Annotated in this window: 26 protein-coding genes; 21 read left to right on the top strand and 5 right to left on the bottom strand. The window is 50.7% G+C overall.

Going from position 1 to position 25,910, the window contains the following annotated elements:
- Positions 1-6: 6 nt before the first annotated feature.
- The 12 genes from ACETPC_RS02190 to ACETPC_RS02245 all read left to right on the top strand — a co-directional run bounded on the left by ACETPC_RS02190 (position 7) and on the right by ACETPC_RS02245 (position 11,173).
- Positions 7-1,293 carry a hypothetical protein gene (locus ACETPC_RS02190; RefSeq protein WP_380178195.1) on the top strand — a complete coding sequence of 429 codons (1,287 nt, stop codon included), beginning with the start codon at positions 7-9 and terminating at the stop codon, positions 1,291-1,293.
- Between the two features lie 52 nt (positions 1,294-1,345).
- Positions 1,346-2,557, top strand: coding sequence for an IpaD/SipD/SspD family type III secretion system needle tip protein (locus ACETPC_RS02195; RefSeq protein WP_380178196.1), 1,212 nt, complete (start codon positions 1,346-1,348; stop codon positions 2,555-2,557).
- Positions 2,558-2,570: 13 nt separating this feature from the next.
- Positions 2,571-5,939, top strand: a complete 3,369-nt coding sequence (locus tag ACETPC_RS02200) for a hypothetical protein (RefSeq protein WP_380178197.1) — start codon at positions 2,571-2,573, stop codon at positions 5,937-5,939.
- A gap of 222 nt (positions 5,940-6,161) precedes the next feature.
- Positions 6,162-6,446 (top strand): acyl carrier protein, encoded by a 285-nt coding sequence (locus ACETPC_RS02205; protein ID WP_380178198.1) that lies wholly within the window; start codon positions 6,162-6,164, stop codon positions 6,444-6,446.
- Between the two features lie 141 nt (positions 6,447-6,587).
- The gene (locus ACETPC_RS02210) at positions 6,588-7,799 is read left to right on the top strand and encodes a PrgH/EprH family type III secretion apparatus protein (protein ID WP_380178199.1); all 1,212 of its coding nucleotides are present in this window, start codon (positions 6,588-6,590) and stop codon (positions 7,797-7,799) included.
- 1 nt (position 7,800) lies between these two features.
- Positions 7,801-8,073, top strand: coding sequence for a type III secretion system needle filament subunit SctF (gene sctF / locus ACETPC_RS02215; protein WP_380178200.1), 273 nt, complete (start codon positions 7,801-7,803; stop codon positions 8,071-8,073).
- 22 nt (positions 8,074-8,095) lie between these two features.
- Positions 8,096-8,398 carry a type III secretion system inner rod subunit SctI gene (gene sctI / locus ACETPC_RS02220; protein ID WP_380178201.1) on the top strand — a complete coding sequence of 101 codons (303 nt, stop codon included), beginning with the start codon at positions 8,096-8,098 and terminating at the stop codon, positions 8,396-8,398.
- A 1-nt stretch (position 8,399) separates the two neighbouring features.
- Positions 8,400-9,209, top strand: a complete 810-nt coding sequence (gene sctJ, locus ACETPC_RS02225) for a type III secretion system inner membrane ring lipoprotein SctJ (RefSeq protein ID WP_380178203.1) — start codon at positions 8,400-8,402, stop codon at positions 9,207-9,209.
- 2 nt (positions 9,210-9,211) lie between these two features.
- The gene (locus ACETPC_RS02230) at positions 9,212-9,745 is read left to right on the top strand and encodes a hypothetical protein (RefSeq protein WP_380178205.1); all 534 of its coding nucleotides are present in this window, start codon (positions 9,212-9,214) and stop codon (positions 9,743-9,745) included.
- Positions 9,726-10,448 carry a hypothetical protein gene (locus tag ACETPC_RS02235; RefSeq protein WP_380178206.1) on the top strand — a complete coding sequence of 241 codons (723 nt, stop codon included), beginning with the start codon at positions 9,726-9,728 and terminating at the stop codon, positions 10,446-10,448. The genes ACETPC_RS02230 and ACETPC_RS02235 overlap by 20 nt, the downstream gene beginning before the upstream one ends.
- Positions 10,435-10,635 (top strand): hypothetical protein, encoded by a 201-nt coding sequence (locus ACETPC_RS02240; RefSeq protein ID WP_380178207.1) that lies wholly within the window; start codon positions 10,435-10,437, stop codon positions 10,633-10,635. The genes ACETPC_RS02235 and ACETPC_RS02240 overlap by 14 nt, the downstream gene beginning before the upstream one ends.
- Positions 10,622-11,173 (top strand): hypothetical protein, encoded by a 552-nt coding sequence (locus ACETPC_RS02245; RefSeq protein ID WP_380178209.1) that lies wholly within the window; start codon positions 10,622-10,624, stop codon positions 11,171-11,173. The genes ACETPC_RS02240 and ACETPC_RS02245 overlap by 14 nt, the downstream gene beginning before the upstream one ends.
- An 87-nt stretch (positions 11,174-11,260) precedes the next feature.
- Here ACETPC_RS02245 and ACETPC_RS02250 read toward each other — a convergent pair whose 3' ends face one another.
- Positions 11,261-11,440, bottom strand: coding sequence for a DUF2158 domain-containing protein (locus tag ACETPC_RS02250; RefSeq protein WP_380178210.1), 180 nt, complete (start codon positions 11,438-11,440; stop codon positions 11,261-11,263).
- 116 nt (positions 11,441-11,556) lie between these two features.
- Between ACETPC_RS02250 and ACETPC_RS02255 the strand changes: the two genes are divergently transcribed.
- Positions 11,557-11,985 carry an OsmC family protein gene (locus tag ACETPC_RS02255; protein ID WP_380178212.1) on the top strand — a complete coding sequence of 143 codons (429 nt, stop codon included), beginning with the start codon at positions 11,557-11,559 and terminating at the stop codon, positions 11,983-11,985.
- Between the two features lie 90 nt (positions 11,986-12,075).
- Here ACETPC_RS02255 and ACETPC_RS02260 read toward each other — a convergent pair whose 3' ends face one another.
- A complete protein-coding gene (locus ACETPC_RS02260) occupies positions 12,076-12,984 on the bottom strand; it encodes a LysR family transcriptional regulator (protein WP_380178214.1) in 909 nt (302 codons plus the stop codon).
- 154 nt (positions 12,985-13,138) lie between these two features.
- Here ACETPC_RS02260 and ACETPC_RS02265 point away from each other — a divergent pair, with 154 nt between their 5' ends.
- Positions 13,139-14,566: a M20 family metallopeptidase gene (locus ACETPC_RS02265; protein WP_380178215.1), complete on the top strand. Its 1,428-nt coding sequence runs from the start codon at positions 13,139-13,141 to the stop codon at positions 14,564-14,566.
- The gene (locus ACETPC_RS02270; RefSeq protein WP_380178217.1) at positions 14,563-15,837 is read left to right on the top strand and encodes an MFS transporter; all 1,275 of its coding nucleotides are present in this window, start codon (positions 14,563-14,565) and stop codon (positions 15,835-15,837) included. Before ACETPC_RS02265 ends, ACETPC_RS02270 begins: the two co-directional genes overlap by 4 nt.
- 40 nt (positions 15,838-15,877) lie before the next feature.
- On the opposite strand, the gene aldA is transcribed toward ACETPC_RS02270, so the two are convergent.
- Positions 15,878-17,314: an aldehyde dehydrogenase gene (gene aldA / locus ACETPC_RS02275; RefSeq protein ID WP_380178218.1), complete on the bottom strand. Its 1,437-nt coding sequence runs from the start codon at positions 17,312-17,314 to the stop codon at positions 15,878-15,880.
- Between the two features lie 325 nt (positions 17,315-17,639).
- On the opposite strand from aldA, the gene rhaT reads away from it, so the two are divergent.
- A complete protein-coding gene (gene rhaT, locus ACETPC_RS02280) occupies positions 17,640-18,674 on the top strand; it encodes an L-rhamnose/proton symporter RhaT (protein ID WP_380178220.1) in 1,035 nt (344 codons plus the stop codon).
- A gap of 10 nt (positions 18,675-18,684) precedes the next feature.
- Here rhaT and rhaR read toward each other — a convergent pair whose 3' ends face one another.
- Together rhaR and rhaS are read right to left on the bottom strand one after the other, a co-directional pair.
- Positions 18,685-19,536: an HTH-type transcriptional activator RhaR gene (rhaR, locus tag ACETPC_RS02285; RefSeq protein ID WP_380178221.1), complete on the bottom strand. Its 852-nt coding sequence runs from the start codon at positions 19,534-19,536 to the stop codon at positions 18,685-18,687.
- Positions 19,537-19,544: 8 nt separating this feature from the next.
- Complete coding sequence (rhaS, locus tag ACETPC_RS02290; protein WP_380178222.1) at positions 19,545-20,372, bottom strand: HTH-type transcriptional activator RhaS; 828 nt, start codon at positions 20,370-20,372, stop codon at positions 19,545-19,547.
- 299 nt (positions 20,373-20,671) lie between these two features.
- On the opposite strand from rhaS, the gene rhaB reads away from it, so the two are divergent.
- The 5 genes from rhaB to ACETPC_RS02315 all read left to right on the top strand — a co-directional run bounded on the left by rhaB (position 20,672) and on the right by ACETPC_RS02315 (position 25,630).
- Positions 20,672-22,144, top strand: a complete 1,473-nt coding sequence (gene rhaB / locus ACETPC_RS02295; protein ID WP_380178223.1) for a rhamnulokinase — start codon at positions 20,672-20,674, stop codon at positions 22,142-22,144.
- Complete coding sequence (locus ACETPC_RS02300) at positions 22,141-23,397, top strand: L-rhamnose isomerase (RefSeq protein WP_380178224.1); 1,257 nt, start codon at positions 22,141-22,143, stop codon at positions 23,395-23,397. The genes rhaB and ACETPC_RS02300 overlap by 4 nt, the downstream gene beginning before the upstream one ends.
- A gap of 9 nt (positions 23,398-23,406) precedes the next feature.
- Positions 23,407-24,249, top strand: a complete 843-nt coding sequence (gene rhaD / locus ACETPC_RS02305; RefSeq protein ID WP_380178225.1) for a rhamnulose-1-phosphate aldolase — start codon at positions 23,407-23,409, stop codon at positions 24,247-24,249.
- Entirely contained in the window at positions 24,239-24,553 is a 315-nt protein-coding gene (rhaM, locus tag ACETPC_RS02310; RefSeq protein WP_380178226.1) for an L-rhamnose mutarotase, read from the top strand. Before rhaD ends, rhaM begins: the two co-directional genes overlap by 11 nt.
- 267 nt (positions 24,554-24,820) lie before the next feature.
- Positions 24,821-25,630, top strand: coding sequence for a hypothetical protein (locus ACETPC_RS02315; protein ID WP_380178227.1), 810 nt, complete (start codon positions 24,821-24,823; stop codon positions 25,628-25,630).
- Positions 25,631-25,910 lie beyond the last annotated feature (280 nt).

Genomic DNA, 25,910 nt, shown 5'->3' on the forward strand with positions numbered 1-25,910 from the left:
AGAAAAATGCAAATTAATATTGAATACAATAAGCAGCAACCGGCATACACATTAGAAAACCAGACCGAACTTTTAAAAAATGGCAATATAGCATCAGAAAATATTGATGCAAAAACGTTTTCTTCTTTTAGCGTTATCAGCGATTCCATTAATGGTTTTGCTGAGAAAAATGGATCCTCCCTGGCTTCTTCTGTACCGGCTTTGACGCTGCCCGGCACCGTACCTGATAGCGCTCAGCTAAAAGTACTCTGCAAAGAAATGGATAAATTTAATCAGTCAACGCAGATAAACGAGGTGCAGGCAGCTTTAAATGCATCAGAAAAGGATCAGATAGCCCATTTGATACAGCAGATGCAGTCTCCAAAAAAATCGGACGCGTTCTCTGCTACTGAGATCAGTGTTATTGCAGGCTACAATAGTATTTTAGCGGACAACAGTTCTGCTGTTGCTGGCACTAAGCAGGTTATTGCGTCTGAGGCGTCGGACAACGATAATTTCGCTCGCGAGGCCGCTTACGATGGCGTTGTTTCAGGAACAAATAAAAGTCACGTCTTCAATCCGCAGATTTTGGCTAACTCCAGAATGCAATCAATAAACGATAATTTTGATAAGCTGCTGCAAGCTCAACAGAAAAATAAAGCTGCAAATATACAACTAAAAGCTAAATCAAGTGAAATAGCTTATGAACACGGTAAATCTTCCGCCGCAGCCCAGGTTAAAGCGGGCGTTGATGGCAGGAATCAGGCGATCACTGGGGGCGCAACCAGCATTGGGCTTTCAGCCATGGGCGGAGTCATGCAATACCGTGGTGCCAGTAAAACAATTAAAGCGCAAACTGTGCATAGCACTCAGGCTAACAAACTTACGCAACAAGCCAACAAATTTGAAGCTCAGGCAGCAGCGACCCTCAATAGCGACCCGCTTACCGGTCAGAATGATGCAAAAATCCTGAAACAAACGGCTCTGCTTAAACAAAGCGAGGCGGCGAAACAGTCGCTGGAGGCCAATCGGGTGAGCATGCTGGGAAATCGTCAACAGGCAAATGGCAATCTGGTTGCTAATATCGCAGGCAGCATGGGCCAATTGACTTCTGCTCAGTATCAGGTCAGCCAGGCTGAGCATCAGAGCGAATCACAGTTACGAATGACCGATCAGCAGATCATCAATGCGCGTGCCGAAGCTGAAGAACGCCAGGCACAAAACAACGATCAAATGATCCGGGAGATCATGCAGCAGATGGCGCAGGTTGCGGAAAGATCAAGTTCCAATTTCAATAGTTTAATTCGAGTCTGATGAAGAGTAAAACCCTCTTTACACTGTGAAGAGGGTTTTTAAAGGAAAAAACATGCCTATTATGACCGACATTTCTGCAAGATTAGTAAATCAAATTGGCTCCTGTAATATAGCACAAAATATCGTTGCTACTGATGAGGATAATCATATTCCAGAAGAGACACTATTGAAAACATCGTCAAATTCAGCTGCTGTTTATTTTCAGCGGGTGAATAACGATAATAAATTAAAAGAATATCTCAAAGCTAAGAATTTCGCCGCTTTTAGCGAAGAGGTGCAAAGCACAGGCGCCAGGAGTAAACTGGTTGCGCATAATTGTAAAGTTACTTACGACGAAATTAGCGAGTCGACTGTAATCGACAGCCTGTCTGGTAATGACGCTGATGCGGAAACAACATTTTTTGCTAAACAATCTGAAGCCCTGAGCATCTCTGATACACAAAACGCAGTAACAGATTCTGACGTTTTGCTTTCGCAAAATTTAGCCCTGGTCGACAGCCAGCCCGACACAGAAATCAAGGCACAGTTAGAGTCTGTAGTTGAGCAATACAAAGACCTGAAACTTGAAAATCTGCAGAGTGAGGAGATAGACCAGGTTATTACATTATCGACAGATACGTCAACCGCTTCCAGTAAGGAAATAAGCGAAGCTGTGGCAAAAGCTATTGGCGTTATGTCTGAAGAATATTTGAATGTTTTTCAGGATGCAGTGGAAAAAAACCTTGCTTTTTACAAGGATTTTACTGACTTTATCGCTAAATTAAGCAGTTATGTAGGGGCCGATGAGGATAAAACCACCTTCAATAAATCAGCCTTTCTCAAGGAATTACGGGCTCTTATGCTCGTTTATCCTCTTAACACAGTGGTACCAGCTACTACCTTATACCCACCTGTAGCAGATGATACGGTCAAAGGAACATCGAAAGAAGACTGCGTTGCCTGGGCAAAAATGATGGGTTTAAATCCGGATTCGGATAACATTATCAGAGAGCTTGATGACGGTACTTATGTCGTTACGATAGATGTCTCACCTCTGTGGGCAATAGAAAATTCTGCGAATAGTGCCAGTACGTCGATGAATAGTGCAATGTGGGCTTCATTTCAGGCGGGCCTTGACATTCAAAAAGACACTATTCAAACCGCAATGCAAACACTTACCCAAAGGTATTCAAATGCTAACTCAACTTTCGATAATTTGGTAAAGGTATTGAGTAGCGTTATAAACTCACTACTTGATTGCGATAAGTCTTTTTTTAATATCTGATGGAGGGGTGTAGATGACATGTTCCATTAACAGCGGTAATATTAACAGGCTGGGCGCATTTAATGAAACTAATAATATAATAAAAAATTCTCTTGGGAAAAAACTGAGTGATGCTAAAAATGTAGATAATCTATTAAGGATTCGTGGCAATCAAACACAACACGCAAATTTATTAGTACATAATATTTTATCCAAACTACAGTCAGCACGCTCGGTAAATTGCTCATCTACATTTCCAGAAAACCTAAATACGCCTGTACAAACTTGTTCTGGAGCGGAGTCTGCGGTCAGTACTGAAATAAAGGCAGAAACAGGAGTCAGGACCGAGGCCGGCGCTGAAAAGCCCAGTTCTTCGGCTTTAGCGCAGCTATCTACAGCATTACGGGAGTGTCCGTCTCACATTGAATTCAACGAAAAATTAAGACAAGCAGCGATAGCCGATTTAGCTGCTGATGTTAGCGCAACAAAATCAGTAAACAACCTGGCCTGTTCTGATAAAATGTTAGAAGAATTTATCACGCAGATTGAAAGTTCTGATAACGATGAAATTGCCCAAAAAAACGTTGATGATTTCTTGATTATGCGTTATTTAATAAAAAATGAAGGGCTGGATGGATATCAAATCAAGGAACTAAATAAAGTTACAAAAGAATTTATTGTTTTTATTCGAGAAAACGGACTGGGTGAATATTCAGCCGCTGCGGGTTCTATGGGTAAAGATGGCGATAAGGAAAGTAAGCTCAAAAAATTTAACGGGATCTGCAATAAACTCGCTGCAATAAATGAAGAAAAAAAGGGCTTTACGCTTAATAATAATATTGCGCAGGAAATCGATACGACGCTGACAAAGCACATCCCTTCTAAAAACGATCGGGAAGCTGTTACGAAAAATGAAGATAATTTCTTTCGTGCTTCTTACCGTGATCACTCTAATATGCGGCGAACTATTCTGCGAGACAATTCAACCGGCCTGTTCGATCAAAAACGAACTTTATTTAATCATGAGTCTTTGGTTTTAGACCTGTTAAAAAAACCGATGGATAAAATCGCTGACACCGATAATAAGGATAGGCAGAAACCTGCCGCGGCAGAACAGACGCCCAAAGTTAATGCTGGCGAAGCGCAGCCCGGTATTTATGCACCCTTTGTTTATATTGATAACAGTATTCATTACCATTATGGTGCCCAGCCTGCTATGGCTAACAGCGGAGAAAAGGCGTCAGACCAAAAGGATAAGCTCCTCAATCAGTTTGCTGATGCCCAGACTACAACAAATGTACTCCCCAAAGGAGAAATTAATCAAGATCAGGACTTGATTAGCGGTTTGGATGAAACGGATGATGTCGGTGGTAGCTACGATGAGCAGCCGAAAGTATACGCTTTTGCTGATAATACAGGCGATAAACTAGCCTTAAAACAGGCCGAAGGCGGAACCACAGAAGAACTGCAGGAAACTCTCTCAGAACATCTTAACAACGAGACACCCGTTTCGGATAGCGTTAGTTTTTCTGTCCAGCCTAAGGGAAATCCAACTCAGCCTCTCTCTGTCAGCGAACCACAGGAGGTTCATCAGGCTGTAGAATTGCAAACCGCCAGCGATGAAATAAGACAAGAGGGCGGCGTCCAAAATGACCAACAACCAGAAAAGGTGCCAGATCGCCACATTAACTCACCATTAGCTGACAGCCCACAGAATACCCCGAAACGTAGTAAAGTAATGATGGGGAATAGCGCTGGCACGCAGACTAGTGGTTCGCAAATCGTTCGTGAACGAAATAATAAATCAGGCCAAAATACTGGCGAAGTTCAAACAAATGAAAGCGCGCCATCCGATGAAAATCAGGGCCTGGACCGCTGGGGGCGTCGAACCTATCTCCAGCAGCAAAGCGAGAGCGAAAAGGCAAATGGCCGCTCGGGCTATCAGCGTAGCCGCCAGGCTACCCCAAATGTTGTTAGCACGAATGGTGTGGCAGGCGATATCGCCGGGCGATTTAACAACAGTACTGGCCTGGCGACACAGCGAACCAGCGAGCCTTCCGCAAACGGCGAGACGCCTGTTAATTTGGCACAAAATGTCCGGCAGAGCGATGAGCTGATGAAGAGCAACAGCGTCGCTTTACAGACAGCTGATCCACATGGGAAACAGGGTGACGCTAACACAGTATATAGCCGTTTTATCGATAAAAAGCAGTCTGGTGGAAGCGCTACGCAAAAAACAAAATCAGGTATAGCGCGCCTGGGAAATTCTGATGATAGCTGGCAGCCGGACGAAAAGGCGCCGCAGACGGAACCCCAGTTTTACTTACGTAAAACCCTGGAAGCACAGGTTATGCGAAATCCGGCAGTGGCAGATGGCGATGAATTTGCAGGTCGGGACAGCATTATGCCGGTTCGATCTTCGCAGCTACAAAATTCAGCGTCCGTCTACCAACAGCCTGTGCAAAAACGCGGTGACATGCTGAACGACAGGCGTACTGATGAAGTGCAGACGAATACAAGCGCGGCACCGAAGGACAATCAGGGTCTGGACCGCTGGGGGCGTCGAACCTATCTTCAACAGCAAAGCGAGAGCGAAAAGGCAACTGGCCGCTCGGGCTATCAGCGTAGTCGCCAGGCTACCCCAAATGTTGTTAGCACGAATGGTGTGGCAGGCGATATCGCCGGGCGATTTAACCACAATATTGGCCTGGCGACACAGCGAACCATCGAGCCTTCCGCAAACGGCGAGAGGCCTGTTAATTTGGCACAAAATGTCGGCCATAACAATGAAGTAGCGCCTTCTACAGCGCAGAACAGAATCACGCCGGTTCGATCTCCGCAACTGCAAAATTCAGTATCCGCCGTTCAACAACCTGTGCAAAAACGCGGTGGCATGCTGAACGACAGGCGTATCGGTGAAGTGCAGACGGCTACAGGCGCGGAAAATAAGGGCCTTGACACCAGGGGGCGCCGAACCTATCTCCAGCAGCAAAGCGAAAGCGAAAAGGCAACTGGCCGCTCGGGTTATCGGCGTAATCGCCAGGCTTCTCCAAATGTTGTTAGCGCGAATGGTGTGGCAGGCGATATTACCAGGCGATTCACCAACAGCCGCAGTCTGGCACCTCTTAAAGCCAGTGAAGCTTCTACAAATGGAGAGGCACATACTGACAGCAGTTTGGTCACCAGAAGTTGGACTGGTGAAAGCGCAGAGCTAAAAACAACATCAGAGAAGGAGCGCCCGGAAAATCGTAATGATATCCACCATCCGGAACAAGAAATGCAGCGGTCTGAACCTCAGTTTTACCGGCGTAAAATCTCTAAGGCGCAAGTCATGCAAAACCCGGCCATTGCAGAAAGTGATGACTTTGCAGGCCAGGGTAAACCCATGCTGGTTCAGTCTTAACTGCGGCAAAATTCGGCGTCTGCTGGACAGCGGCATACGTGAAAACGCATTAACCTGTTAAAGGAGATTTCATGGGTAAAGTCCGGCCGGACGAAAATTATTAAAGCCGATATAAGTTCAAACGACTAAGGCGTATGCAGGAACAACGCATGCTATTCCTGCATATTGTAAGTTAACAATATGGTAGCTTAACAGCTACAAATATCATGGGCTCCAGAAAAGATGCTTATAAGAAAAACTAATGAAATAATTGCAGAGGTTTTGGCTTATCCGATAAATGACCTTAATCCTGAACAACACCTTTGCTATGATCTTTTGGCAGACTCACTGGCATTAATGGACTTGATGATTAATCTGGAAGAGTCATTCGGGTTTAAGATGGAACAAGGTCAGTTTGACAACATTCATTATGTGAAAGATATTTATCAGCTTGTTACCCGGTTCGGACATTATCCATTAGGCCCGGACACCAATAATTCGGACTCGGGCTGCATAAGTAAACAGTAGCAACATCAATAAGTTATCATTTATTTTATCTGTTTCAGCTAAGCGATTATATTCCAGTCATGATCCCCTGACGGCAAATCATATATATTGTTTAGTATTAAACCTATCTTCTTCCTGACATTATAATGGTAAAGATACAAAATGAGTGTAGGCCAGGGGCACAACGCTGAACATAAAGAGATTATCGTCAGGTTACTTAATGGCTCGCTAAGAGGCTGTGAGTTTAGACTTCCGGCGGGACGTACGCTTTTTTTAGTTGTGGATGACACGACTATTTGCCAGCAGCAGCAGGGGGATTTATTACCCGACAATACTGTCTATATTCCAGGCGGCGGCGCTTCTTCAAATTTTGAAGTCCTTGTCCCTGAGAACGCAGACGAAACGGTGATACTGCGCCGGCTGGCTGATGGAAAAAGTCAGGATACCGCAATAGCGTCTGATAACGTTATTATGGTTGATAAAGTCAGCTTTGCCTGGCGTGGCATCGAAGAAACCTTTAGCGACCATATTCTTTACGGCACTAACGAGCCGCAAATTGAAGAAAATGAATCCTTGCCTGCTAAAGCCTCATCGTCGGGCGGTAAATGGATTAAGGTACTAGTGGCAGGCTGCTTATTGATCAGCACCGCCTCCATAAGTTATTACTGGCTCACCGACACTCAGCGCCAGGTAAGCGATATCTCTACCTTGTTGAATGCAGATAATTCAAATTATCAAATCATAATGGGTAAGGATCGTCAGCTCTATGTTTATGCCCGTGATTACAGAATGGCTGACTGGGCCGAGCAAACTTTGATAAAGAATTCGGCCTCGCATAAAGCCAAAATCGTTACGCGTCAAAGCGAGCAGCAACGCGTAACCGAATGGCTGCACCGGGAGTGGCCGCAAGTTCGCTTTCATCGTGTCAGGCTGGATCAGCCACAGTATCCGGTAATAGAGCTAAGCGCAGAAAGAAGCCGGCTGCCGGCAGAACAAAAAAAGCGGTTAAAAACGGCGCTCAGTCAAATTTTACCCTGCGCAAGCGATATCTCATTGACGACATTATCTGACCGGGAGGTAAAAGCACTGGCGGAGCAGGGACTCAAAAAGATCGCTATCAGCTATGTTGAAACCGTTAACGCCGACAGCGTGACATTTTCTCTACAGGGGGCGATAGATGATGCGGAGTTGGTGAGAATAAAAGATTTTATAAACTATTATCATCAAATTTGGGGAGGCGATTATATACGCTTTGCACTGAATATCAAAGATGACTGGCTAAAAGGCCGCTCTTATAAATATGGCCCTGACGGTTATATTAAGTCTTCAGGCGGTCATTGGTATTTCCCTGGTAAAATTAATAAGGAGTTATAATATGAGCATTAATAACATTTCTACTCTTGCTGATACAAGTGCATGGGATGGATTTTTAACACATGAATCAGGGCGTTTTGATGCGGGGGTAGTCTCACTGAATGCCGAACTGGAAGAAGCATTAACGGCGCTGGCAAACGATCCCTCTAATCCAGAGCTGCTGGCGAAATATCAGTCACGCCTCTCGGAATATACACTTTACCGTACTGCGCAATCTAACGTAGTGAAAGTTTATAAAGATACTTCTTCTACGATAGCTTCTAACCTGCGTTGATATTAATTAAGCGAGAAGGGCTATGTCGATGTTAATTGATCCACTCGATGCTACGGATTATTCTGGCTCATCTTTATCATTACCAGAGCATTCTGTTGTTTCTCTGGAAGACAGAATGCTGCAGGCCTATGCGGAATCATATATGACGACGCAGGCGGAGCAAATCGATGTGATTGATGCGTTGCAGAAAAGAAGAACCACATCCGATCCGGCTGAGCTTTTCAAACTGCAACAGCGCACGTCTGATTACTCGCTATATGTAACAACGCTTAGTATTCTGGCAAAGAAAGGTGTCAGTACGGTTGAAACTTTGCTGCGTTCATAAAATGAAAAAAATAAATTTAATCATTATCCTGTCAGCATTATTGCTGACAGGATGTAAACAACAGGAGCTGCTTCAGGGCCTGGACCAGGTTCAGGCCAATGAAGTTATAGCCCTTTTACAACGCAACAATATTCATGCGAGCAAACAAAAGCAGGCCAAGGAGGGCTTCAGCATCTCAGTTGCGCCTGAAGATTTCGCGGCTTCGGTAGATTTAATGAATTCTCACGGTCTGCCGCGCAAGCCGGAAATGCAGATCGCGCAAATGTTCCCTGCGGATTCGCTGGTTTCTTCTCCCCGGGCTGAAAAAGCCAGGCTCTATTCCGCGATTGAACAGCGGCTGGGCCAGTCGCTGCTGGCGGTTAATGGCGTCGCGACGGCAAAAGTACATATCAGTTATGATGCGGATGGTGGGGACGGTAAACCGACCAGCCACAAAACACATTTGTCAGCGTTATTAAGTTACGATAGCCGGGTGAAAAACAAAGAGCTGCTGATCGGCGATGTAAAAAAATTCCTGAAAAATAGTTTCAGCAATGTCGAATACGAAAATATTTCCGTAGTACTGACGCCAATGGATAGCGTACAGCGTGCCGGGCCGGTAGCGTTAAAAAAATCGGCGCCTTCATATGAGCTGATCCTCTCTGTCTTTTCTGGCATTGCCTGTCTGCTACTCCTGGTATTTTTGTGCCTGAGGAAAAGTCATCCGCAGCTGGCAGACAGACTAAAAAACTACAGTAAAAGTAAGAAAAGCAGTAACGCCGATGAAATTCTGCCTCATCATTCGCCAGAAAAAGCGGTAAATGGAGAGTAGCTATGCTGAACAGATGTCGACAAATTGTTTTCAATCCTCTGTCATGGATTCATCCCGGGCGTCTGACGTTACCAGAAAATTTTAGATCGCCACGTTGCCAGAGTCTTCTTAATGATTTTTTGCTGCGGCAGTATCAACTGCCTACCGAGGCTATCAATCTCAATAATGCGCAGGAGAAATTTCTGGTAGAAAACTGGGCAGTGCTTGCTCGTGCCGCGTTTATGGTTGCCTGTCAGCGTCAACGGCTGCGGCTAGCGCGCACCGGATTATTTGCCCGGCTGGACAGGGCGACGCGGCAGTTTGCGCTGGCGGAATTAACGCCAGCCCACGACGATTCCGTTCAGCTGGACTTTGCCGAACTTTGGCACAATGCCTGCGGAGAACTAAACGTTTTCGCGGCAGGCTGTTCGGAGACTATCAAAAAAAGAGTGGTTCTTTTATGTCCAGAAGCGGCTACAGGCGCCCTCATGCCTGAATTGGCTGATAATGAATTCCTGTTAAGAATGGCGGTGCAAAATGCAAGACGCGCCGCATGAAAATCTTTTTCCGATTGCGGAGAACGTTTTGTTAAGCCGCAGTCAGCGGGAAAAAAAAGCCGAATTTGATAACCTTATCGCTCAGGCGAAAAAAAAAGCTAAAAACATTATTGCTCAGAGTCAAAAAAAAGCGGAAGAGATAGAGCGACAGGCTTCTATCGCCGGTTATGAAAGAGGGGTACTAATAGCGGCTGAGGCAGTTTGTCAATATATTGCATCAGCCGATCGGCAGGCGAAAGAGCTTAGCGGCGCCCTGAAAGAGAAAATGGAAAACTTCCTTTCTGAATTCTTCGCTGATGAAAATACGCTGTTAACTATTTTGGATAGATGGGTGGCTGAGTCAGTGCAGGATGAAACAGCCACCGTACAAATACTGATGCCTGAATCCTGTCGGCCATTTCATCGAAAAATAGTGGATTTAATCGGTGAAAAACGCGCCAACAACGCCGTGGTCGTTTACCATAGCGAGACGGAATTTGTGTTTAAATGTAAGGACAGGATAGCCTCTTTCGATCCCAAAATGTTAATCGCTAAACAAACAGAGAGGCTGCTCGGCTTCGACAAAATTCTTGATGATTGCAAAGTTCTCTCGGCAGAACTGCTTAACGAACTTAGCGAAATCATTAACGGTTACTCGCAACAAATCGAAAAGGCATTCATTAATAACAAAAAAGTAGAGGCAAATAGCCATGACGGTAATTAATTCCCTGAGCCAGATGCAAAGCGATACGTTGAACAATGAAGATCAGACGGTTGTTTCGCTTGATGATAAAGCCAACTCCGTGGCCGACAGCAATGGCAAACTGGCTTATATGATGATGTATGAACAGTGGAAAACCGATATTTTACTTTCTGACGGACTAAATGAGGATGAAAATGCTGAGTGGTAAGGCACTGCGGCTTTTACTGCCCGGCATCGCCTTATTGCTGCTAAGCGGCTGTCAGTCGGGGCAGGGCACGCAGCCAAAAGAGAATAACAGCCAGGCTATCATATTCGGCAGCTGTGGGTTCACCGTGGCCGATTCTCCGGCAACCGCGCCGCCCGAAGTCTACAGGTTGATGACGCACTGCATTCAAAGCGGCGATCTTAACAGCGCCGCTTATCTCTTTGCTCTTGCAGGTAGCCGTACCACTTATGACGCCAGACGGACAGGTACGCAATACGCTCTGTCGATGCATAATAAAATTTTAAAAGACACGCTGAAGCAATTGGATGGGGCGCAAAAGAATAAATTCTGGCAGCTTGTGCAGCAAAATATGGCGGATAGCAGTAAGAAAAACTACCTTTGTGGCCGTCTGAAAGCGCTGGAACAACCTTCTTACGCACCGAACTATATGCGCGTCGATCCCGCTTTACCCTTGCCGATAAAAGAGTCAGACCGGGCAGACTGGCAGAAAGCGGTAAGCCAATATAATCAGTGTTCCTGACCAGGCGCTCTGTGCCTTAGGCTAAGCGTAACGGGCCTGATAAGGCCCGAGGCTACTTTGCCAGCTTTATGCATTTTGGCATGGCGCTCAGCAGACGCCGAAATCGCCATCCTCATGATAGAGATTTACCGAGCTGGCGGTGATTTCTATCTCTTTTTGCTCTTTATCATCCACGCGTGCGCAGTAGAGCCACTCGCCTTTTACCTGTAATACGACCATCTTTGGCCCGCCGGTTTTACTTTGAACGATATCGTTAACCTTGAACATATTTACCTCCTGAACAGTGATATTGCTTACCGACTGACCGCTTGCCGCCTGATGGGCAGCAGGCTGTTAAATAAAGACTATACTAAGATTTCAAAACGTAAAACAGGAGGGTATAAATGACTATTCATAAGAAAGGTCAGGCACACTGGGAAGGCGATATCAAGAAAGGCAAAGGCACCATCAGCACCGAAAGCGGCGCGTTGAAAGAGCAGCCTTATGGTTTTAATACCCGCTTTGAGGGTAAACCCGGCACTAACCCTGAAGAGTTGATTGGCGCAGCGCATGCCGCCTGTTTCTCCATGGCGCTTTCGCTGATGTTGGGTAATGAAGGCCTGACGCCGGAAAGTATCGATACCACGGCGGATGTCTCGCTGGATAAAGTAGGCGAAGGGTTTAAAATTACGAAAATCGCCTTGCAAAGCCAAATTCAGCTGCCCGGCGCCGACAGCGCTAAATTTGATGAAATCATCAATAAGGCTAAAGCGGGTTGCCCGGTATCTCAGCTGTTGAACGCCGAGATTACCCTGGATTATAAACTTAACTAAGTTTCCCGAAACCCTGCCGTCTGGCGGGGTTTATCCCTTTCCATTTTGCATCTCCCTTGACATTTAATCTCACCGTTTCATAACTTCAGGCTAAGCAGGGCCACTGTCTGCTTTTGCCAACTGCTCGCAGGCGAAGGCCAGAAACAGGTTTAGCGCCGCTGAGCGCTGCCTTCCCATCACCGTTTGAACCTGAAGCGTGCGCTGCGTAAGTTGATCGACGCCCGCTGAGCGAAGCACCAGGCGCGGAGCCGTTTGCTGAAAAAGAACGCTAAAGCGGCTGCATAGCGTAATCGCCTGCGAATTAAGCTGCAGAAAAGCATAGAGCGTGCTGAAGTTGTCACAAGTCATCACTGGCTCGATAAAGGTGCCGCTCATCTGACAGGCAAGATCAAACAGCTGGCGTACCGTAGTTGCGCGATCGGGAAGAGCCATCGGCCAGCCAGAAAGATCTTTCAGCTGAAAGGGCGCTTGCGCCAGCGGATGATCTTCCCGCATCGCTATCAGTACCGGCGCAGGCCAGGAGCCGACAACTTCTACTCCGCGTTCAGGATGAAGACTAAACTGGAAGGCGGCGTCACATTCGCCCTGGCGTAATATATCCGCTACCTGTTCAACGCTGCCTACGGCCAAATTAAAGCTTACCGACGGATTCAGCTGGCGAAACTGCGAACAAAGCGCTGGCAGCAGGCTGAATGCCATGCCATCGGTACAGGCAATACGCAGCGCCGTTCGCCGTACGGCCTTCAATCCTTTGATTTCTGCCCTGGCCTGCTCCATTCCCAGCAGGCTGCGCCTGACGTGGCTCTCAAAAATTCTTCCCGCATCGTTCAGGATCATGCCGCGCGCGTGGCGTTCAAACAGCGGTGCGCCTATCTCCGCCTCCAGCCGTTGAATTTGTCTGCTGATGGCTGAAACTGCCACAAAAAGCTGCTGGCTGGCCGCGCTGAGCGAGCCGGTGCTCGCGACCGCCAGAAAATAGCGCACTTCCGGACTGAGCATAAATTAAGCCTTTTTCTGGTGCATGCTTCTTCGTTGTGCAAACCAGCTTTGCCCTATAAGCAAAGCTGGTTTGACATTTTTATCATTGTGGCAAAGGAGGATTTTAGCTTAGATGGAAGCCATAACAACATAAATCAGCAAACACGAGAAACCTATGACCATTGAGCAACTCTTAGCCCAGGCCGCAGCCTGGTTCGACAGCGGGGAATTTAAGCGGGTGCTGGCACGGCGTGTCGCCATTCGTTCTGAAAGCCAGCGGGAAGATCGCGACGCAGAACTTCGACACTATCTTGATCATGAGATCGCCCCCGCAATGCAGGCGCTGGGCTTCACACTAACCGCAATTGAAAATCCCGTAGCGCCGCAACGCCCTTTTTTACTGGCAGCGCGTATTGAGGATGCCGCTTTGCCTACGCTGCTCTGTTACGGTCACGGCGATGTAGTATTCGGCGATGACGAAAACTGGCGGCAAGGGCTTAATCCCTGGCAGCTTACGGAAGAGGGCGACCGCTGGTATGGACGCGGCAGCGCCGATAATAAAGGCCAGCACTCTGTGAATATCGCAGCGCTGGAACAAATTTACGCGGCTCGCGGCAGGAAACTGGGCTTCAACTGCAAATTTCTTTTCGAAATGGGCGAGGAAATCAGTTCGCCTGGCCTTGCGCAGATTTGCCGTGACCACAGCGAACTGCTGCGCGCAGATATTTTTATTGCTTCAGACGGCCCAAGGTTCAGCGCCGAAAGACCTACGTTGTTTCTGGGCTCGCGTGGAGCAGTGAATGTTCGCCTGAGCATCAAGGCCCGCGATCGCGACTATCATTCCGGCAACTGGGGCGGTCTGCTGACTAATCCCGGCACGCAATTAGCCAATGCCTTCGCTACGCTGGTCAACCAGCATGGACAGTTACAGGTTGACGCACTCAAGCCGCCGCCGCTGACAGCAGAAGTTCGCGCCATTCTTGAGGATATTGCGATCCAGCAGAGCGAAGATGGGCCGCAAATCGATCCGCATTGGGGCCAGGAGGGATTAACGCCCACTGAACGATTATATGGCTGGAACACGCTGGAAATGCTTTCTTTTATTACCGGCAATCCGGCGCGGCCAATGAACGCGATCCCAGGCAGCGCGACGGCAGTTTGCCAGCTACGCTTTGTGGTCGGCACCGACTGGGAAAACATTGAACGCCATCTGCAGGAGCACCTTGCTGCCAGAGGCTTTAATCAGGTTGAAATCAAGCTACTACGCGGTTCGCCAGCGACAAGATTGGATCCGCGAAATCCGCTGGTGGACTGGGCGCTGGAAGCCATGCGCGAAGTCAGCGGTAAGAAACCTGCGCTGTTGCCCAACCTGGGCGGCTCGCTACCTAATGATGTTTTCGCGCATATCCTGGATTTGCCGACGCTTTGGGTTCCGCACTCTTATCCGGCCTGTGGTCAACATGCCGTAGATGAGCATATGCTGCAATCCATCGCGCGCGAGGGCTTGCTGCTGATGACCAGGCTACTGTGGGATCTGGGGAAAAAGGGCGATCGGCTGCTCGCCAGCCATCGCAATTTCCGGCAGCAGGAGGGCACGCAATGAGCGTTTTAGCCGAACGTCAGGCCGTCGTCGCACCTAATCTTTATAAAACACTATTCGCTACCTGCGTAGGTAATGCGCTGGAGTGGTTCGATATTGCCGTTTACGGCTTTTTTGCCAGCTATATAGCACATGCCTTTTTCCCTACGGCGGATCCGGCGGTTTCGCTATTGCTGACGTTCGGCAGCTTTGGCGTCTCTTTTCTTATCAGGCCGCTGGGCGCGGTGGTGCTGGGCGCGTACGCCGACCGCGTTGGCCGCAAACAAGCGCTGCTGGTTTCTATAACGCTGATGATGCTGGGCGGCGCGATTATCGTGCTGATGCCTTCTTATGCTGCTATCGGCCTGGCCGCGCCAATCATGGTGCTGCTGGCGCGGCTGATTCAGGGCTTTTCCGCTGGCGGCGAATTTGGCAGCTCAACGGCTTTCCTGGTGGAACATTTCCCCGACAGACGCGCCTTTATCGCCAGCTGGCAGTTCGCCACCCAGGGTGCCAGCACGCTAATGGCTTCGGCTTTCGGCCTTGGACTAAGCCACTATCTAAGCGAGACGCAGATCCAGGAGTGGGGCTGGCGCATACCTTTTGCTTTCGGCCTGTTAATTGGCCCGGTTGGCCTCTACATCCGTCGCCACCTGCACGAGCCGGAAAGCTTCAGCCAGCGCCAGCAGGTGCGTTCGCCGCTTAAATTACTGGCGGGACAGCAAAAAAGCCTGATGCTGCTGGCGATTGGCCTGATGATTATCTCGACCGGCATCAACTATATGCTCAACTATGTGCCGACTTACGCGACCAAAAGCCTGCATTTATCCGGTACGGCAGCATTCAGCGCCACGCTGCTGGCAGGCGTAGTCCTGACGGTAGTAACGCCGCTGATGGGGCTGTGGGCGGAGAAAATAGGCCGCAGGCCGCTGATGTGGGGCTCGCTGGTGCTGCTGTTGCTGACCATTTACCCGGCGTTCGCGCTGGTGGTCAATCATCCCACGGCGGACAGGCTGCTGATCCTGGTAGGCTGGCTGGCGCTGCTGAAGTCAGTCTACTTTTCCGTCGTACCCTCAATGATGGCAGATCTTTTTCCCGTCACTACGCGTGCCAGCGGCATGGCTATTAGTTACAACGTCGCTGTAACCTTATTCGGCGGTTTTGCGCCGCTGATTTGTACATTGCTAATCAGCGCAACCGGAACCAGTCTTGCGCCGGGCTACTACCTGATGGCGCTGGCGCTAATCAGCAGCTGGGCGCTGCTGAAAAGTCAGGGCCGGTTGCAGCAGGCCTGAAACAGAAAGGGCCGGAGTGTCTCTCCGGCCCTTGTGCCAGTTAGTGCGCCTGCAAATAAACCACATGAGTTTGTAAATACTCTTCCAGACCGTGACGGCCGTCCGCGCCGCCGATGCCGGATTTGCGCCAGCCCGCATGGAAGCCCTGCATGGCTTCAAAATTCTCACGGTTAATATAGGTTTCGCCAAATTTCAGCATTTTTATTGCCCGCATGGCGGTATTCAGATTTTCAGTAAAAACAGAGGAGGTCAGGCCGTATTCGCTGTCGTTGGCCAGTTCAACGGCTTCTTCAAGCGTACGGAAAGAGAGCACCGGCAGCACCGGGCCAAAAGTCTCCTCCTGAACGATAGCCATCTCCTGGCGTACGTTGGTCAGCAGCGTCGGCTCAAAGAAAAAGCCAGGCTCGCCTTTACGCTTGCCGCCGGTTACCAGAGTCGCGCCTTGTTCCTGAGCGAACGCTACTTTCTGTTCAAGCCGCGTTAGCGCATCGGCAGAGATTAACGGCCCCATATCCAGGCTATTATTTTGCGCCGGATCGCCGCTGGTTACGGCTGCAAAAGCTGCTGTCAGGCGGCGAACCACTTCATCATAAACGCCTTCCTGAACATAGAGACGCTCCGTACAGTTGCAGACCTGGCCAGTATTGATCATCCGCGAAGCCACAATAGATTTCACTGCCAAATCTAAATCCGCATCGTTCATCACTATAGCTGGCGCTTTGCCGCCCAGCTCCAGCGCAACTTTTGTCACGTTCGGCGCTGCCGCTGTAAGCGTGGCAACACCAGCGCCAACGCTGCCGGTCAGGCTTATCAGACCCACGTCCTTGTTGGCGGCCAGCGCATGACCAACTTCCGGGCCGTAGCCGGTAACCAGATTGAACACGCCCGGCGGTAAACCGATTTCATCAACAATTTCAGCAAAAATGATGGCGTTGGCGGGCGTCAATTCGCTGGGCTTAATTACAATAGTATTGCCCGTTATCAGTGCCGGAGCAGTTTTGCGGGCGATCAGAAAAAAGGGGAAGTTCCACGGCAAGATGCCAGCGGTTACGCCAATGGCTTTTTTAAACACCATAATCGTCTCGTCCGGGCGGTCGCTTTGCACAATTTCGCCTTCGTAGCGGCGCGCCCACTCAGTTATATAGTCCAGGTAATCAGCAGTAAAAAGCACTTCCGTTTGCGCCAGCTGCTGGGTTTTACCGCCTTCGGCCACGATAATTGCGGTAATCTCCGCCTCGCGGCGGCGGATGCCTGCAGCGATCTGGCGCAGCCAGCGGCCTCGTTCGACGGCAGGCAGTGCTTCCCATGCGGGTTGGGCGGCTTTGGCCGCGTTGACAGCGCGCCCGGCATCTTCCTGAGTTCCCTGCGGGATCTGCCATAGCGGTGCTTCGGTGGACGGATTAATGACTTCAATCCACTTTCCGCTGCGATTTTCAACAAACTGACCATTGATATAACACTGATAGCGACGTGACATAGCGGCTACTCCATAATTAGTTTTTGCTAATTGGTTAATGTAATGTTGCATTTATGCTGTCATTAATGATCGGGGTTACGCCTTTCTGCTACTGCCAGCGGCAGCGCCTGGCTGGCAAAAAACCGGTACTTTTGAGGGTAAAAAAGGGACTGGCGTGCTTTTTAAGAAGTTCGGCAGACAAAACGTATCTGTGATCGCCGACAGGATAAGCCGCTGAATTTTGCCACTTTTAGCGGGCGTCAGGCAGCCAGCCTAAGGTGTGCCTGAAAGCAACCTCCGTAGACTCAGCTGGCGGGAATGTACTCGCCTACGAAGGAAGAGAAAAATGAGTCACCTTATCTTTTCAGGTATCTTCTGGCATCTGGTAGGCGCGGCCAGCGCCGCCTGCTTCTATGCGCCATTTAAAAAAGTACGCTGCTGGTCATGGGAAACCATGTGGTCAGTAGGCGGCATTATGTCCTGGCTCATTCTTCCCTGGGCTGTCAGCGCCGTGCTGCTGCCCAACTTCTGGGCTTTTTACAGCTCATTCTCTTATGCGCAGCTACTGCCGGTCTTTCTGTTCGGCGCTATGTGGGGAATAGGTAATATTAATTACGGCCTGACCATGCGCTATCTGGGCATGTCGATGGGAATAGGTATAGCCATAGGTATTACGCTGGTGGTGGGTACCCTGATGACGCCGCTGCTGCAAGGCCGTTTTGTTGAACTGTTTAGCTCAACCGGAGGCAGGCTCACGCTGCTGGGCGTGCTGGTGGCGCTGGCGGGAGTAGCCATCGTCTCGCGTGCTGGCTTGTTAAAAGAGCGCGCCATGGGAATAACGGCGGAAGAATTTAACCTGAAAAAAGGCCTGGTTCTGGCGATCTTTTGCGGCGTATTTTCTGCCGGGATGTCTTTTGCCATGAACGCCGCTAAACCTATGCACGACGCTGCGCTTGAGTTGGGCATCAATCCGCTGTATGCCGCACTGCCCAGCTACGTCATTATTATGGGCGGCGGCGCGCTGGTGAATCTGGGCTTTTGCTTTATCCGTCTGGCGGTGAAATCCGATCTCTCGGCCAGGCGGGATTTTGCAGTGGCGAAACCGCTGTTGATCAGCAATCTGCTGCTGTCGCTGCTGGGCGGCACCATGTGGTATCTGCAATTCTTCTTTTACGCGTGGGGCCACGCCCGAATCCCTGCCCAGTACGACTTTATCAGCTGGATGCTGCATATGAGCTTCTATGTGCTGTGCGGCGGACTGGTGGGGCTGGTGCTGAAAGAGTGGAAAAACGTTGGCCGCCGCCCGGTCAGCGTGCTGTGCGGCGGCTGCCTGGTGATTATTCTGGCGGCCAATATCGTCGGGCTGGGCATGATCTCCTGAACAGCAGGCCTTAGAGCGCGGCGGCTTTCTTCTGGCTGTGCTGTTCAAAATAGTGGCGAAACGCGCTGGGCGTCATGCCGGTTTCACGGGTAAAGACCACCGAAAAATAGTTGCTGTCCTCGAAGCCGCAGAGGGCAGCAACATCGCCGATCAGCGCAGGCGTGCTGCGCAGTAAAAACTTAGCCTTACAGACGCGCAGCTGCCGCATGTATTGACCCGGCATCATGCCGGTTTGCTGACGGAAAAGCTGTTTCAGCACGCGCTCTGAAAGCTGGTGCTGACGGCAGAACTCGCTGAGATCGAAATGGGCAAGCTGGCCCTGAATAGCGGACATCAGCAGATCCAACTGTTCGCCTTCCGGCAGTTGCCACGCCTCGTCGGCCGCATAGCGGTGACGCTGTAGAATCAGCACCAGCTGCAAAAAAAGTGCCTCCGTTAGCTGGCATGACAGCCGATCGCTTTTGGCGCTCTCCTGCGCCAGCTGCTGGATCACCCCGCGCGCCAGCGCCATGCCGCGCGTGGTCAGTCGCCAGGCTTTTTTCTCCTGCGGCAGAAACTGCGACCAGTCCAGGCCCAGCCTGAAGCGTTCCGGGCAGTAGATAATATTATCCAGCACCAGCTCGTTGGCCGACTCGTAGCTATGGCAATCATCAGGGGCGACGTAAAAAAGATCGCCGCAGGTAACCAGCCAGGGCCGATCGTTCATGACATGCAGGCCATTACCGCGCCAGACGATCACCAGTTCGCTGAACTCATGGACATGCGGCGGGAAAGTTTGCTGGGGAGCGCGGTCGGCGATAGCGACCGGCATCAGCCCGGACGGAAAATAATCGGCTTTCGTCAGACAAAGCGGTTCGCTCACTGTTCACCTCACAAATCATTTTGCCTGATATTACGCGGAGAAAAGCCAAACTCACGCTTAAACAGCGTCGAAAAGTGATTGCTGTCACCAAATCCGCAGTGATAGGCGATATCCGTAATCCGCATTTCACTGTGGCGTAACAAATGCCGCGCCTGCAGCAGGCGCAGGCGGTTAAGATAGCGCTGCGGCGTACTGCCCGTTTGCTGCTTCAGCTGACGATGCAGCGTGCGCAAGGAAAGCGAGAATTTGTCCGCCAGCGCTTCCCAGTCCACTTCTTCGCTGTAATGGTCCGCCAGCCAGTCCAGCAGCCCGCGCATACGCCCGCTCTGATCTTCGCCGGGTTGTTCGCCACAGCCCCTGCGCAGCAGCACCAGCAGCTCCATAAACCGCAGCTCCTGTTCGGCCCGTGTTTCGAGCCGACTGGGATCGGCTGGTGCGGCAAGACGGCTAATCAGCGTTTTTGCCTGCTCCATGATCCGGCTGCTGATGCGCCAGTGGGAAGGATAATTGCCGTCTTTCTCCTGCGGTAAAAGATGCTGGAAATTGGTGATAAAGCGAAAAGCCTCCGGCCCGCGATAAAGCACGTTGGTCAGGATCAGCCGATCCGTTTTTTCATAAAGATGGCGATCGTGATCGCGAACGAAACAGACGCAGCCGCCGCATAGTGTGCGCGGCTCGCCGTTAAAAACATGAACGCCGGTTCCTTGTTCCACCAGTACGATTTCATGAAAATCCTCGTGGTGATGCTCAGGAAAAGCGCTTTGCGGCATGCGAGGTTCGATAGCGACGGGTAGCCCGCCGCCGGGAAAAAAATCCACGCTGTGTAATAGGGTCATGATGCAATCTCCTGGCCGACTCTGCAGCGATTTTACCGCCGCCGTCCGTGCGCCTGCCTTGATTTTTTGACGGGAATAAGGCTTAAAGCCGCTTATTTTTCAAGAGAATGCGCAGCGGTAGCAGGAATTGCGCCCTGCATCACATCGCCAGCTTTCGTTGTCGACGCCTCAATATGTGAGCTACTTCACGTTCATCTTTGCTCTGTTGCCAGCGGGCCAGCGGCGCTGGCACTGGCGGGAAGGTGCCAAAAATAGCGGCTTTTAGACTGTGGGCTCTGAATTGACAGGAAGCCAACGCCATGAGCATGCAAAATTGTGTTGCCATTGACCTGGGCGCATCCAGCGGACGCGTGATGCTGGCCCGTTTTAACCCGCAAAATGGCAAACTGACGCTGGAGGAGATTGCCCGCTGCGTCAACAACCTGGTGGTAAAGCAAGAGCGGCAATGCTGGGATGTGGACGCGCTGGAAGCCTTTATGGTCGCTTCGCTGGAGAAGCTGCTGCAGCAAAATATTGTGCCCGACAGTATCGGTATTGATACCTGGGGCGTTGATTACGTCCTGCTGAACGAACAGGGCGAACGGATTGGCCTGCCGGTTTCCTACCGCGACGATCGTACCTGGGGAATGATGCAAAAAGGCTGCGCGGCTCTGGGGCGTGAAGCGATTTACCAGCGTACCGCGATCCAGTTTCTACCGTTTAACACGCTTTATCAGCTGCGTGCGCTGTGTGAAGAGCAGCCCGAGTGGCTTAAAGATGTTCGCCATGCCTTGTTGATCCCGGACTATTTCCACTATCGCCTGACCGGGCAGCTTAACTGGGAATATACCAATGCCACTACCACGCAACTGCTGAACATCCACAGCGGTGACTGGGATGAGGAGCTGCTGGCATGGACAGGCGCAAATCCGGACTGGTTTGGCAAACCCTCCGCGCCAGGCCGAAAAGTAGGCGAGTGGCAAAGCGGCTCGAGCGTGGCGGTACCGGTTATTGCTGTTGCCACGCACGATACTGCCAGCGCCGTGCTGGCCGCGCCGCTCACCACCGACAACGTCGCCTGGCTCAGTTCAGGCACCTGGTCGCTAATGGGATTTGAAAGCCTGCAACCCTACAACGATGCTGCGGCACTGGCGGCGAATATTACCAACGAAGGCGGCGCGGAGGGGCGCTACCGCGTATTAAAAAACATCATGGGGCTATGGCTGCTGCAGCGCATTTGCCGCGAGCTGGCGATAACCGACCTTTGCGCATTGGTGCAAGAAGCAGAAGCGCAGCCCGCCTGCCGCTCGCTGATCAACCCCAACGACGAGCGCTTTATTAACCCGGTCAATATGGTCCGGGAAATTCAGGATGCCTGCGCCGAACAGGGAATGCCAACGCCCACGACGGCGGCCGCGCTGGCCCGCTGCATCTTTGACAGTCTGGCGTTCTATTATCGCTTCGTACTGGAAGAGCTTTCGGCCGTGCGCGGCGCGCCTTTCAGCCAGCTACATATCGTCGGCGGCGGCTGCCAGAATTCGCTGCTAAACCAGCTTTGCGCCGATGCCTGCGGCATCCCGGTGCTCGCCGGGCCGGTCGAAGCCTCCACGCTCGGCAATATTGGTAGCCAGCTTATCGCGCGCGGCAGCGTCAGGGACGTCACTCACTTCCGGCAGCTGGTGGCGCAGAACTTCCCGTTAACCACTTTTATTCCACAGGCCAGTGACGCTTTCAGCCGCAACTGGACACTTTTTCAGTCACTGACAAATTCGGCTAAGGAGCTATGCATATGACCCGAGCAATTGAGCAGGCGTTTGAACTGGCAAAATCACGCTATGCAGAACAGGGCGTGGATGTCGACGCCGCGCTGACCCAGCTGGACAAGCTGCCCATCTCCATGCACTGCTGGCAGGGCGACGACGTGCGCGGCTTCGAAAATCCGCAGGGCGCGCTAACCGGCGGTATTCAGGCGACCGGCAATTATCCGGGCAGGGCAACCACGCCAGCCGAGCTGCGCGCCGACCTTGAACAGGCGCTGGCGCTGATCCCTGGCCCCAAAAGACTGAACCTGCACGCTATTTATCTGGAAAGCGACAGCCCGGTTGAACGCAGCGAAATCAAACCGCAGCACTTCGCCAACTGGGTAGACTGGGCGAAAGCCAACGGGCTGGGCCTGGATTTTAACCCTTCCTGCTTCTCGCATCCGCTGAGCGAAAACGGTTTTACGCTGGCCAGCGCTAATAAAGAGATCCGCGACTTCTGGATTGAACACTGCAAAGCCAGCCGTAAAATTTCGGCCTGGTTCGGCGAACAGCTGGGCACGGCTTCAATCATGAATATCTGGATCCCGGACGGGATGAAAGACCTGCCGATAGACCGCTTTGCACCGCGCGAACGTATGCTGCAATCGCTGGATGAGATCATTAGCGAAAAACTGAACCCGGCACACCATATCGATGCGGTGGAAAGCAAACTCTTTGGCATAGGCGCAGAAAGCTACACCGTTGGCTCCAACGAGTTCTGCCTGGGCTATGCCGCCAGCCGCCAAACGGCGCTGACGCTGGATGCCGGACACTTCCATCCGACCGAAGTCATCTCCGACAAGATCTCCACCGCCATGCTTTACGTGCCGCGCCTGCTGCTGCACGTCAGCCGTCCGGTACGCTGGGACAGCGATCACGTGGTGCTGCTGGATGACGAAACTCAGGCCATCGCCCATGAAATCGTTCGCCAGCGCCTGTTCGATAAGGTGCATATCGGCCTCGACTTCTTTGATGCCTCAATCAACCGTATCGCCGCCTGGGTGATCGGCACGCGCAACGCTAAAAAAGCATTGCTGCGCGCGCTACTTGAGCCAGTAGACAAACTGAAAAAGCTGGAGCTGGAAGGCGACTACACCGCGCGCCTGGCCCTGCTGGAAGAACAAAAATCACTGCCGTGGCAGGCGGTGTGGGAAGCGTACTGTGCGCGTCACGACGTACCGGCGGGTGCAAGCTGGCTTGACAGCGTCCGTCACTATGAACAACAAACTCTCAGCAAACGTTAAGGATGCAATATGCAACACATTCTGACTTCATGGTTCGTCCAGGGAATGGTTAAAGCCACTACCGACATGTGGCTAAAAGGGTGGGACGAGCGCAACGGCGGCAACGTCAGTTTTCGCCTGCTTGATGAGGAAGTCCAGCCGTTTGCCCAGGATTTTTACCGCGAGCCGCGTACGGTTGAGCTGAGCCAGCCCGTGCCTGAACTGGCAAACTGCTGGTTTATCGTCACCGGTTCCGGCAAGTTTTTCCGTAATGTGCAGCTGGATCCGGCAGACTGCCTGGTATTGCTGCGCGTTAGCGAAGATGGCCGCGCCTACAGTATCTACTGGGGATTAAGCAACGGCGGGCTGCCGACCTCTGAACTGGCCTCCCATTTTCAGTCGCACAGCGTACGCATCAAGGCGACCAACGGCGCAGATCGCGTGATTATGCACTGCCATGCCACCAACTTTATGTCGTTAAGCTATGTGGTTGAGCTGGATTCGGCGAAATTTACTCGCCTGCTGTGGGAAGGCAGCACCGAATGTCTGGTGGTCTTCCCGGATGGCGTGGGTATCGTGCCGTGGATGGTGCCGGGCACGGATGAAATTGGTGATGCCACGGCTAAGCAAATGGCGTCGCACAGCCTGGTGATGTGGCCGTACCACGGCATTTTTGGCGCTGGCCCAACGCTGGATGAAACCTTCGGCCTGATCGACACGGCGGAGAAATCTTCCGAGGTCGTGGTCAAGGTGCTGTCGATGGGCGGCATGCGGCAGAGTATCACCACAGAAGAGCTGGTGGCGCTGGGCAAACGCTTTAACGTCAAGCCGTGGCAGGCTGCGCTGGAAGCAAGGCATTCCCATGTTGCGTAAAGCCTTTGTGATGCAGGTGCATCCGGATAAGCACCAGGAGTATGAGCAGCGCCATAATCCGATCTGGCCGGAGCTGGCGCAAACGTTGAAAGAGCACGGCGCGCATCACTACAGCATCTTTCTGGACGCTTCGCGCAACCTTTTATTCGCCGTAGTAGAGATAGAATCGGAAGAGCGGTGGAGCGCGGTAGCGCAAACAGAAGTCTGCCAGCGCTGGTGGCGCTCAATGAGCGAACTAATGCCGTCAAACGCAGACTTCAGCCCGGTCAGCGAGGAGCTGAAAGAAGTGTTTTATCTCAAATAAACGCTTTATTTCTGTAAACCTGAACCCCGTTTATTAACGGGGTTTTTTAATGTACCAAATAGCTGGATATAACTTCATCAGCGCTTTATAAGTTTAGGGATTTTTAGGTAATCAGAACTATAAAAAAACCTCTCTAATTATTGGGGTGGCGCAGCCAAATTATGCAATTGCCATTGGGGTTCCGGTGGGATATTTTCTTTTTATGCAGAAGTAAAACTTCAGCAAAGAAAATTAATTTATCTTACGTAATATATAAGGAACGAAAAAATGAGCGACTTACCCGTAGTTGTCAACTCGGAAGTTGATGGTTATCTTGATGCTTTCATGGGGCGCGGAAACTTTGCTTTTGTCATAATTGTCACTAATCGCAACACCTACAAAGGCTTTGATAATCTTAATTTTTGTTACAGACTGGAAACGCAGGATAACGAAAGTTTAGGAAGGAATCCTGATTTCACTGAATATTTCGATATCATTTCGGTGCCGCCAACTAATTTTGACCTGGCTCCCGGAGAAGTAAAAAGAATGACCTTTATCATTGATCCGAAAAAAGCCTCAATGTCTGATATAACAGGCGATAATTACTCTTTTAATTTTTATACCTGGGCGGAAGATGAACAAGGCAACACTTCTTATACCGGACGTAACCCCTACGTGAACCTGGCAATCTTCGAGCAAGAGAGCGACGTTAACCTGCACGTTTCCTCTAAGCTCCTGGCGAAATGGCAAAAAGAAGCCGATAAAACGGCTTTCATCTACAGCTATCGTCTTACGCTAACGACCTCAGATTATGCAGTCGATAACTGGGGAATAACTTTAACCCTGCCTGAAGGCGCTTATGCCGCACCCGAGTGGATCCAGACTATCAGCGACTGGGTAAACGTCCATTATATAGAAGAATCGAAAACACTTTATTTGAGCAGTAACCCGGGCCACGTCATTAAACCTGGGGCAGATATCAATCTGGATATGCAGATTGTTTATCCTTATGAAGATGAAGCATACAACGAACTGCAGGATTTATCCGTACAGGCCCATGCTGTGTTAATGCAGGATAATAGCAAGAGATCCCGATAGCCCGGGTGACAGGCATGATATTGTGCCTGTTGCTTAAGCTTAACAGCATGTGCTAAAGAAAATCATCGTAATGGCCGGTGTCAGGCGATACCGGCCATCTCACTATTACAGGTAACACTACTCGGGTAAAAAATGTCAAAAACGGCAGGGGAATTTAATTAAAGCGCGCCGGCGGTAATTAACGATAAGGTGTTTATGCGGCTGCCTTGCAGAACGAATAACTCTGTATTGATGACTTTGACAGCTATCCCGGCCTTTTTAAAACCGGGATAGCTGGCGA

The sequence above is a fragment of the Pantoea sp. sgz302252 genome (assembly GCF_042610525.1).
Classification (GTDB): domain Bacteria; phylum Pseudomonadota; class Gammaproteobacteria; order Enterobacterales; family Enterobacteriaceae; genus Erwinia.

Bases quoted from the DNA above. Each gene is read 5' to 3' on its own strand.
- aldA (WP_380178218.1), bottom strand. From the start codon at position 17,314: ATGTCACGTCGCTATCAGTGTTATATCAATGGTCAGTTTGTTGAAAAT.
- ACETPC_RS02255 (WP_380178212.1), top strand. From the start codon at position 11,557: ATGACTATTCATAAGAAAGGTCAGGCACACTGGGAAGGCGATATCAAG.
- ACETPC_RS02205 (WP_380178198.1), top strand. From the start codon at position 6,162: ATGCTTATAAGAAAAACTAATGAAATAATTGCAGAGGTTTTGGCTTAT.
- ACETPC_RS02260 (WP_380178214.1), bottom strand. From the start codon at position 12,984: ATGCTCAGTCCGGAAGTGCGCTATTTTCTGGCGGTCGCGAGCACCGGC.
- ACETPC_RS02195 (WP_380178196.1), top strand. From the start codon at position 1,346: ATGCCTATTATGACCGACATTTCTGCAAGATTAGTAAATCAAATTGGC.
- ACETPC_RS02245 (WP_380178209.1), top strand. From the start codon at position 10,622: ATGCTGAGTGGTAAGGCACTGCGGCTTTTACTGCCCGGCATCGCCTTA.
- sctJ (WP_380178203.1), top strand. From the start codon at position 8,400: ATGAAAAAAATAAATTTAATCATTATCCTGTCAGCATTATTGCTGACA.
- rhaS (WP_380178222.1), bottom strand. From the start codon at position 20,372: ATGACCCTATTACACAGCGTGGATTTTTTTCCCGGCGGCGGGCTACCC.
- rhaM (WP_380178226.1), top strand. From the start codon at position 24,239: ATGTTGCGTAAAGCCTTTGTGATGCAGGTGCATCCGGATAAGCACCAG.
- ACETPC_RS02190 (WP_380178195.1), top strand. From the start codon at position 7: ATGCAAATTAATATTGAATACAATAAGCAGCAACCGGCATACACATTA.
- ACETPC_RS02265 (WP_380178215.1), top strand. From the start codon at position 13,139: ATGACCATTGAGCAACTCTTAGCCCAGGCCGCAGCCTGGTTCGACAGC.
- rhaD (WP_380178225.1), top strand. From the start codon at position 23,407: ATGCAACACATTCTGACTTCATGGTTCGTCCAGGGAATGGTTAAAGCC.
- ACETPC_RS02250 (WP_380178210.1), bottom strand. From the start codon at position 11,440: ATGTTCAAGGTTAACGATATCGTTCAAAGTAAAACCGGCGGGCCAAAG.
- rhaB (WP_380178223.1), top strand. From the start codon at position 20,672: ATGAGCATGCAAAATTGTGTTGCCATTGACCTGGGCGCATCCAGCGGA.
- ACETPC_RS02300 (WP_380178224.1), top strand. From the start codon at position 22,141: ATGACCCGAGCAATTGAGCAGGCGTTTGAACTGGCAAAATCACGCTAT.
- ACETPC_RS02270 (WP_380178217.1), top strand. From the start codon at position 14,563: ATGAGCGTTTTAGCCGAACGTCAGGCCGTCGTCGCACCTAATCTTTAT.
- ACETPC_RS02235 (WP_380178206.1), top strand. From the start codon at position 9,726: ATGCAAGACGCGCCGCATGAAAATCTTTTTCCGATTGCGGAGAACGTT.
- ACETPC_RS02240 (WP_380178207.1), top strand. From the start codon at position 10,435: ATGACGGTAATTAATTCCCTGAGCCAGATGCAAAGCGATACGTTGAAC.
- sctF (WP_380178200.1), top strand. From the start codon at position 7,801: ATGAGCATTAATAACATTTCTACTCTTGCTGATACAAGTGCATGGGAT.
- rhaT (WP_380178220.1), top strand. From the start codon at position 17,640: ATGAGTCACCTTATCTTTTCAGGTATCTTCTGGCATCTGGTAGGCGCG.
- ACETPC_RS02315 (WP_380178227.1), top strand. From the start codon at position 24,821: ATGAGCGACTTACCCGTAGTTGTCAACTCGGAAGTTGATGGTTATCTT.
- ACETPC_RS02210 (WP_380178199.1), top strand. From the start codon at position 6,588: ATGAGTGTAGGCCAGGGGCACAACGCTGAACATAAAGAGATTATCGTC.
- sctI (WP_380178201.1), top strand. From the start codon at position 8,096: ATGTCGATGTTAATTGATCCACTCGATGCTACGGATTATTCTGGCTCA.
- ACETPC_RS02230 (WP_380178205.1), top strand. From the start codon at position 9,212: ATGCTGAACAGATGTCGACAAATTGTTTTCAATCCTCTGTCATGGATT.
- ACETPC_RS02200 (WP_380178197.1), top strand. From the start codon at position 2,571: ATGACATGTTCCATTAACAGCGGTAATATTAACAGGCTGGGCGCATTT.